Source organism: Lysinibacillus sphaericus (assembly GCF_006864135.1).
In the GTDB taxonomy this organism is placed as follows: Bacteria; Bacillota; Bacilli; order Bacillales_A; family Planococcaceae; genus Lysinibacillus.
Map to the genome: position 1 here is coordinate 21,676 of NZ_SADV01000038.1, position 8,515 is coordinate 30,190.

Consider the following 8,515-nt stretch of genomic DNA (forward strand, 5'->3'; position numbering starts at 1 on the left):
AAAAGTTTTTGAAACGCAAAAAAACCAGGTACTCACCTTTAATGAGCACTTGGTCTTTTTTTACTAATAAGATTTAATTTGTTACTTTAAATTCTGTAGTTTCCCAGTCTCCAACCCAATTGTCCATCTTGGAATCTGTAAAAATTTTAAACATTACTGTATATGTCCCAACTCCAGGTTTAAATTTCACTTGAGATGTTTTTCCACTTGTGGAACCATACTCGATACCAACTTGCTCCCAACCATTACTTGTTTTTTTCCATATACGTATATCATAATAAACTGTACCACCTGCAGCTGTTTTCTCACCAGTAGCATAAATTGTCTCATTTGATTTATAACTATTTTTGTCTGTATAAACTTTTGCAGTTATACCACCTTTAGTTTGCGAACCTGAACTCACAGCGTGTGCATTTTCTACAGAGAATAAGCCTAGACTTGTTATTAACAATACAGTTAACATAGTAAATATTTTAATTTTCTTCACAATTATTAAACCCCTTTAAATTGTATTTTACCACTATATATTTCCTACATTTCTCATTAAATTTCTGTTGAAACTCTTTAATTCTAAAAACTTTAAAAGATTATGTAGTAAATTCAATATTCTATAGTAATAATATTTTCACATCATTTGTTATAACAAATTTAGTTTCCCTCGAGTTACTATTATCCTATCAATCCCAGTAATATCATTTCAATAGTGGGTTTCCGAAATCTTCCTTTTCGGTCACAATCATTTTTTACGGTAGTATTATTCGGTTTATCGTCGTATACCGCCAAATTACGCCAAGTATAACGCCATTTTTGGCGTACCTATAAATCTTTTACGGTACATAAGTAACATTTTTAGTGAAATTCACACTAAAACACTTGATATTCTCATTTAGTTTCATTCTCATATTCAGATAATAATTTTCACGAAATTGTCACTTTAGTATTATGTAATAAGACCAGCTCGGCTAAAATAGCTTTGCTAGTCATTACTTTCTATTTAGATGTTCCACGAATTGTAGCATAACTTAACTTGCCTTCCACAATTGCACGTTCAGCAATTTGTTTAGCTTCTGGTAATGTATTACTCCATCCACTAATAAAACGCCAACCATTTTCATTTGAATTACCTTGTGCTGGCTCTGCATAAGATAAATACTTTTGTTGCACAGTTGCATTCATAGCGGCTATCATTGCTTCACGACTACCGTAATTTCCGCTTAGAATGCGGAATTTCTTTGGCTCTTTATCTATTTCTAGGTATTCGATTTTATTGCTTACATCAACACTTACATTAACGACAGGCTTTTTAAATAAGGCTACTTCATCTTTTCTACGATTGACTAGCCCTTGAAGTTTTTTACCACCTGCATGACAATATAACAGCATTTCATTGCATGCTTTATCCCATTGACGGGCATTTAAATAATTTAAAAGAGCACTGTTTCTTAGGATGTTGCGACCCAGGTTATACTGGAAAGAAGCAAGCGCATCATATTGATTTTGGTTAAGAGGCACTTTCACATATTGCTCAATCGTGTTGGCATGTTCTTGAGCTTGCTTACGTAACAATTCAAGTGCATCATCCTTTTTGATTGTTTGACCTTGTTGTACCACCTGTCCGTTTGACCATTTAGTTGTACCATATCCAATCGTCCAAATACCTACAGGATCACGATAAGCTTTATCATAAAACCCTTCCCATTTTGAAATTAAATTAAGAGCAGTGTTTGAGATTTTCATTTAGAATCACCTTCCCCTGTTTTATCCTTAACAATTGCTAAAAGTTCTTTAATGAAATCCGGCATCGGTAATCCCATCTTTGTACCGTTTTCTGTGATAGAAATAAATTCGAGTACACAGAATGCAATGGCTGCCCCATCACCTGCGTACTCGATACCTGGAATCACTAACGACAGTAAATACACTGAGCCGACTAGCATTAAATAATAAATTTTTCGAATGATACCGTTGAAACCAACACGGCTATTTAAGTTGCGGTTTACGATACCGCCCATAATTCCTGTAAGATAATCAATAGCCATGAATCCGATTAGAACGGTTACAGCCATCCCTAGACCGTCCACAGCATAAGAGACTAGAGCGCCAATTAACCCACTAATTGCTCCTATCCATTTTTCCATTACAACACTTCCTTTTCTGCATAATAAAAGCCCTCCACAATCATCTGTGGAAGGCATAAAAAATAACGCTAAGCTTCTGCTTGCGTTTCATTCGATACTTTATTTTGCTGTTCGTTCATTAAGGTACATAACTTCGAATATTCATCTTGGCTAACCTGCTTATTTAACATAAGTAAACTTAAATTTGTTGCCATCACATCGTAATTACATCCTGGGCTAGTGATTAATAACTCTGCAGCACGATAAACAATGTTCATGTTTGTTCCTCCCTACACTCCAATATTTTTCATTGCAATTAATACTTCTGTATTCAATAACGTTTGTGCTTGCATTTCTTCTAAAGTAGGCTTTGGTTGTACTTCAACTGGTTCTGATGGAAAAATATCATCGTTCGTCAATATCTGTTCTTTAATTCTAGCTGATACTGTCTCACCATCATTCGTGTATTCAGTTATTTTATATCCATTCTCTTCATATTCGCGTAAGATAGTCACAATATAGCCTCCTCTCAATTATTGGTTTAGTTCATAATAAATTAATACTGGCGCATATCCTTCATAACTCCCGCCATATTCTATTCTCAATCTGTTGGAAAATGGTATGTCAAAAACCCCTTCATATCCCATCATGAACGATTTACCGTCGACCTTAACATAAACAGCATAATGCTGCTCGCTCCCTATAAGATATAGTAGTCGTCCACTACCATACACATCCAAATACACGGTAGCATCGCCATCGTAGGGATATATAGTACCTCTTTGATTAGTTAAACCACCGCTAGCGTAGTTGGCGCTTCGACCAGTCACTTTTAACACTGGCTTAGTGCGACCATTAGACATTAACCAGTTCATCTTACGATGCAAGCTCCCACTCGTCCCATTAGATGCCGAGTCTGTTGGAGTACCGATGTTGCTGTCCATAGTAGCTGTTCTGGTATTTATTGAGTTAACATTACTTTGAGTGGTTTGTATCCTAGGTTTCATATCAGCAGTATCGGCTTTAATAACTGCAGTATCTTTGAGTATTGTTTGCGAAGTAGGTTCCAATGCTACTTGTATGCGTTCTGTTGCCATTATTGTACCTCCTCGTATTCAAAGAATAATTTTCCGTTATCTATCACCAAACCAGTTCGATACTTTTTCTTGGTCGTATCATCTGTTGTAATATGTGGTAGACGAGCTTTTTCATGGTCCTCAATCATGTTATATAAATTCCCTGCTGCATCCTCGCTTAATTTACCTTTTATTGTTTCGAACCAAGCAAGAAATAGTGATTCTTCAGCATGTCTCCAAGCTAAAAAGTCTTGTTCTTGTGCATCAATCCAACCCTCTAATGCTGTTGTTACATCGGTCTGCCACTTTGAAAACTCATCGGCTTTCGTAACACTAAATTTGTTAAACCAAGATTGGTATTGGTTAAAGATTGTTGTCGTATCCACTTGATCTACAATGCCATGTACAATACCGCACAAGCTTTTATTCAATCGTTGGTCCGTTATAAGACCTTGATTGATTTGAGTAGTTCCTGCATTAATTAATACATCAGCAAGGACTAATTCATATGCCTCTGCATCCCTTTGAATAGCAGGCGCTGTAGGTGAAGATGCTTGCGAGCCTTTTTTCAAAACAATTTCAATTTGTCTTGTTAAATAATTGAGACGCATAACAACACGGTCAATACGTTTTAATACACCATCAGCAATATCATGCTTAATAATATAATCACTATCATTTATGACATAATATCCTTTTATCCATCCCTTACCTACCTTTAGGATGGTTTGCATCCCAGTGCCTTCCACAAGTTGTAATCCATTACTTGGGTTTGGAAAAACTCCATCACCGATAAAGGAAGCAAAATACTCAGCGAAAAACTTTGCATCGTATCGTCTATCGCCATTTACACTATTAAAAAATCCACTTCGTATCGCCATTTATTTCACCGCCTTTTTTAATCTTTCGCCGAGAGTAGGAATATTTGAGCCGAACTCTATTCGTAATTCTTGGCCGTCCCTATCAACCGTTAATTCAGCACACACTACCCTCGCATGCATTACCTTTTGAAGCTCATCATTCCGGATACTAACTACATCTCCGAGTTTATAATCGACGCCATATTCAAACTGCGCAAACATATCAATTTCACTTTCGTACGTTTCTCTTTCTTGATATTCTGCTAATTTTTCTTCACCTCTTGAAACCAACGTAGCATCATATTCATCTGGTGTTAATGTGACATTGTTATTGTCGTCATCTAAGTAACCACTTTGTAAATCCCTCGCATCTACATACAATTCACGTCTATTAAAGCCTTGTAAATGATCGTTAACTGTTGTAGTCTTTCTGTCAGTTCCTTCACCTTCACCAGCTACAATTGCTGTCGTTTTAGTCTCGATGTTGCTATTTACATAGTTTTGTTTAATGACGTTATCGAATTCTTTACTAAAAATCACGTGCGGAAGAAGAGTTTGAGTAGTGCTATGATCTTCACCCTGCCAAGTATAGACATCGTATTTTTTATCCTTGTGATTCATCAGAACGTCGAAACTCATCTCATGCTTTTGACACAATGCAAAACAATGTTCACTAACTGTACCACCTGTTTTAGTACTGTCATCCACAATATTTATGCCTGTGTTAGCAGCGAGTCTAAAATTCGGTAATACCTTATTTGGACTAGTATTGATGGCATTAGAAGAAATAAAAGATTTAATAATGTCCTCTACATTTCCTTCGTACCTTTGCTGTCTTTCAATTACACGCCAAGACAATAAATAATTGAGTGAGTAAGCTACAACTTCAATTTCACTTCCGTTTTGATCAATGTAATCGAAATGTTGAATGATATAGCCATAGTTCGGATTTGATTGCGTAGTAATAATATTGTTCATTTGAAGCAACTCAATCATTTCAGGTGTACCAGGTACAATCAATGTAAGCATGCTGTATTTGTAATAGTTCCTTTGGAGAATAAGCTTTTTATATTCACTGATTTCTCCAATTGCATTAAAGTTCAAATCAAATACATATAAATCAACCATGACTACACCCCTATTCTTCTTGCACGATAGTTAAACGACACTTCCAAAAAGTCGATGTTCTCCTCGGCTTCATATCTAAATAAATTATCTCCCGCCTCTATCTGCAAGAATGTGGAGGTCATAAAATCTAGCGCATTAAAAACGCTTGTCTGAACATTATTGCGGCTTAATATAATTGAGCGTTTACCACGATTAGTGTTAATGAAGATTTCATCACCAGGAAGCATCGCATTACCCGGAAGCATTGCTGTATTAAGCTTCAGCGACTCATACGTATTTACATTTATTAATGATGGATTTTTCACAGTTGCTGTAGCTTTAAATCGAATAATCATTCCAGTAGCTTCTTGTCCTGTGTTCTCCACATTAATCATTGTGGAAGGCGTACGGTATCCCATTTCAATTCCGCCTTCTGGTATTTCGAGCACAAATTCAAATGCTGGTTTCCACAATCCTATTTCTGCATAGTAATCATCTTTCTCATAGATGAATGGATCAGTAGCAACAAATTGTAGTAGACCTTTTAACCACTTTTTATTGTCATGCTCAAAGCCATTATTATAGACTGGCGCCATCTCTGCATTGGCATATAAGTAAAACTCGTGTCCGGCTTTAGTAGTGAAGTCTAGTCTCATTGGATTGTGCTTAGGATTACATACCGTATACATCTCATGTCGCTTCTCTTCTATCCACCATGCTTCATTTCCGTCTCTTTTAATGTAGAATGGAACATCTAACTCACGAACATTTAACACAGTCGATTGATAATGCGCTCCATCACTTGTAAATGTAGAAGTATTTACATTCGCCTTTAAACCACTAATCTGAAAATCTTCAGTCAAAAAGAAATGACGACCGAATGTTATCGAATCGTCACGACTATTAGTTATCTTTAATTCTTTAATATTCAAATCGTCACCTCCTAGAATCCGTATGCCATGCGTCTCAATGTTCGTTCCATTTCATGTGCTCCGGTATTTTGCGTATAGATGTTCACCTTTTGATTTAATTGTTTAGAGTAATCGTAAGTTTGTTGACCGCCTACAACTGCATGCGCCAATCCTGTGGAAGACTGTTCAACTTGTGCGATCATACTGTTCATACCTTGGATTAGACCTTCAGCGATATTGACGCCGAAACCTTTCATTACACGGCTAGGTGAATGAATATCTAACGCTCCTTGCATTGCTTCTTTAATGCTGTTTGCTATCTCTGTTGCCTTATCAACAAGTGGTCCTTGCATGCTCGCTAGACCGTTTAATAAGCCTTGTCCAGCATCTACACCGATTGATTGCAATGTAGATAGCTCATTAGCTGTAGTTCTCGTTAAATTACGAATAGCCTTATCCCATTCTTTCTGGATAAGGTTCAATTTATCATTAGCTGCCTCGCGTAATTTCTGGATTTGAGAATCCGTATCTTCACGCATACCAACTAATTCTTTTTCAGTTTGTTCTCGAGCTAATTGAGATTTCTCACGGTACAACTCGCTGTACTTCGTCAGTTGATCATCTGTCATGCTATTTAACGCTGCTAGTTCTGGTAATGCTTTAACGCCTAAATCCGAAATCTCTTTTAATAAATCCGCATCAATATTACGTTCAGATAGCTTAGCAAATTGATCTTGCCACTCTTTGAAGCCATCTACTTGCGATTGTAGATTCCCCATTAATTCAGCGCTTGTTCGATTAAGTTCAACTTTAAACTCATCAAATGTACCAGCGAATGACATTAAAGTGGATTTACGTTTGTTATATGCATCATCATAAGCTTTGTTTAATTGTTCTTCTTGTTTTGCTAAGTCATCAGCAACAGCTTTCATTTGACCTTGGAAGTCTTTATTAATAGAGACTATTTCTTTATTAACGGCTTCAACAGCTTTTTTGTAGTTTTTCTGAGCCTCTATACGCTCTTTACTACCTTCTTCAAATAAGTCGATTGTTCTTTCCCAAATTTTCGTTTCTTCAACTAACGATAATTCCTCTGAAGACTTTTTATCTGATATATATTGCTTAATGCTTTCTAAATCAGCTTTATTAAGGTCTTCCACAGCTTTATTGTAGGCCTTCTGAGCTTCTACACGTTCCTTTGTACCTTCCCTGAACTGCGACACAGCGTATTTCCAAATCTCTGCTTCTTCTTTGAGGCTCAATTCTTCAGAAGATTTTTTGTCTTGAATAAACAACTTAATCTTTTCCAATTTATCTTTTTGAATTTTGCCCAATAGATCAGAAGATTCTTTAGCAGATTTCTTTTCAATATCTGCGATTTTCTTAGCAGCATCTTCTTTGATACGTTGGATTTTTATGTTTTCATCTTGTGTTGTTTTACGCTTCTTAGATGCAGCAGTACGGTTGATTTTATCAATATCTTCTTTAGAACGTTTTTCGATTTGGGCTATTTCAGCGTTGGCTTTATCGGTAATTTTCTTTTCTTCAGACTTGTAGTTGTTAGCAATATCAATCAAGTTTTTTCCTAAGTCCTTCATGACATTTGATACTCGGTCACTTTTACTTTCGATACCAATTGCTAGACCTTCACCTGTGTCTCTACCAACGGCCATCATTACTCTTGATGGTGATTTGATACCTAATGTTTTCTTAGCAGCTGTAGTAATGTCATCAGCAATATCTTCAACTTTTTTCCATACAGCCTTCGCCATTGAACCAATACCTTCAATTAGACCGTTAATAATGTCTTTACCGATTTGAACTAGACTTACATTTTCAAAGAATGTTTTGATATTGTTCCATATTTTTTCTGCTGTTTCTTTAATCGATTCCCAAGCGCCTTCCCAATCACCGTGCATTAATTTCATCATTGTTTTAATAACGCCAAGGATTATATCAAGCGCTGTACCAACCGTAAATTTTATAGATTCCCAAGAGTATTTAACAATCCCTGAGATTATAGGCCAAACTATTTCAAAATGCCCTTTGATAAGCCCCATAACCATTTCTATAGTGGATTTAATATGATCAAATTGAACTTTTACAATCTCGAATATTTCCTGTCCGTTTTCATCCCAGAACTCTTTCAATTTGTCTAGCTGCTCTTTTACGAAATCAACAACACTGCCAAGTTTTTCGTCTATTGTTTTCTTTATAAATTCATAAGCAGTGGATGTTATTTCTTTTAAGGAATCAGTAACTTTTTTATATGTTTCTTCTACTGCATTAAAAATATCAGAATGTTTATTTTTAAATTGTTTCCACTTAGATAATATCTCACCGGTTTCCCAGTTCACTTTATCAACGTGTTCATCAGCTTGTTGTTGAGCTTTTTCTACAATCTTTTGATGTTGTTCTTCAGCAAGGAAAATAGTTTGATCTTT

The 8,515-nt window shown here is 36.0% G+C and carries 10 protein-coding genes; all 10 read right to left on the reverse strand.

The window, feature by feature from the left end:
- Positions 1 to 73: 73 nt before the first annotated feature.
- Positions 74 to 487 (reverse strand): hypothetical protein, encoded by a 414-nt coding sequence (locus tag C7Y47_RS23550; RefSeq protein ID WP_142510965.1) that lies wholly within the window; start codon positions 485 to 487, stop codon positions 74 to 76.
- Positions 488 to 990: 503 nt separating this feature from the next.
- Positions 991 to 1,737 carry a lysozyme gene (locus C7Y47_RS23555; protein WP_142510966.1) on the reverse strand — a complete coding sequence of 249 codons (747 nt, stop codon included), beginning with the start codon at positions 1,735 to 1,737 and terminating at the stop codon, positions 991 to 993.
- Positions 1,734 to 2,138, reverse strand: a complete 405-nt coding sequence (locus tag C7Y47_RS23560; protein ID WP_185903587.1) for a phage holin family protein — start codon at positions 2,136 to 2,138, stop codon at positions 1,734 to 1,736. The genes C7Y47_RS23555 and C7Y47_RS23560 overlap by 4 nt, the downstream gene beginning before the upstream one ends.
- Before the next feature lie 68 nt (positions 2,139 to 2,206).
- Complete coding sequence (locus C7Y47_RS23565) at positions 2,207 to 2,395, reverse strand: hypothetical protein (RefSeq protein ID WP_142510968.1); 189 nt, start codon at positions 2,393 to 2,395, stop codon at positions 2,207 to 2,209.
- A gap of 12 nt (positions 2,396 to 2,407) precedes the next feature.
- Entirely contained in the window at positions 2,408 to 2,632 is a 225-nt protein-coding gene (locus tag C7Y47_RS23570) for a hypothetical protein (protein WP_142510969.1), read from the reverse strand.
- Between the two features lie 18 nt (positions 2,633 to 2,650).
- Positions 2,651 to 3,214, reverse strand: coding sequence for a hypothetical protein (locus tag C7Y47_RS23575; RefSeq protein WP_142510970.1), 564 nt, complete (start codon positions 3,212 to 3,214; stop codon positions 2,651 to 2,653).
- Positions 3,214 to 4,074, reverse strand: a complete 861-nt coding sequence (locus tag C7Y47_RS23580) for a hypothetical protein (protein WP_142510971.1) — start codon at positions 4,072 to 4,074, stop codon at positions 3,214 to 3,216. The genes C7Y47_RS23575 and C7Y47_RS23580 overlap by 1 nt, the downstream gene beginning before the upstream one ends.
- Positions 4,075 to 5,181 (reverse strand): siphovirus ReqiPepy6 Gp37-like family protein, encoded by a 1,107-nt coding sequence (locus C7Y47_RS23585; RefSeq protein WP_142510972.1) that lies wholly within the window; start codon positions 5,179 to 5,181, stop codon positions 4,075 to 4,077.
- 2 nt (positions 5,182 to 5,183) lie between these two features.
- A complete protein-coding gene (locus C7Y47_RS23590) occupies positions 5,184 to 6,092 on the reverse strand; it encodes a phage tail domain-containing protein (protein ID WP_185903588.1) in 909 nt (302 codons plus the stop codon).
- Between the two features lie 11 nt (positions 6,093 to 6,103).
- Positions 6,104 to 8,515: phage tail protein (locus C7Y47_RS25160; protein WP_185903589.1), on the reverse strand; the 2,412-nt coding region annotated here is incomplete at its 5' end.

Excerpts from the sequence above, each read along its gene's own strand:
- C7Y47_RS23555 (WP_142510966.1), bottom strand. The coding sequence starts at position 1,737 with ATGAAAATCTCAAACACTGCTCTTAATTTAATTTCAAAATGGGAAGGG.
- C7Y47_RS23560 (WP_185903587.1), bottom strand. The coding sequence starts at position 2,138 with ATGGAAAAATGGATAGGAGCAATTAGTGGGTTAATTGGCGCTCTAGTC.
- C7Y47_RS23565 (WP_142510968.1), bottom strand. The coding sequence starts at position 2,395 with ATGAACATTGTTTATCGTGCTGCAGAGTTATTAATCACTAGCCCAGGA.
- C7Y47_RS23575 (WP_142510970.1), bottom strand. The coding sequence starts at position 3,214 with ATGGCAACAGAACGCATACAAGTAGCATTGGAACCTACTTCGCAAACA.
- C7Y47_RS23580 (WP_142510971.1), bottom strand. The coding sequence starts at position 4,074 with ATGGCGATACGAAGTGGATTTTTTAATAGTGTAAATGGCGATAGACGA.
- C7Y47_RS23585 (WP_142510972.1), bottom strand. The coding sequence starts at position 5,181 with ATGGTTGATTTATATGTATTTGATTTGAACTTTAATGCAATTGGAGAA.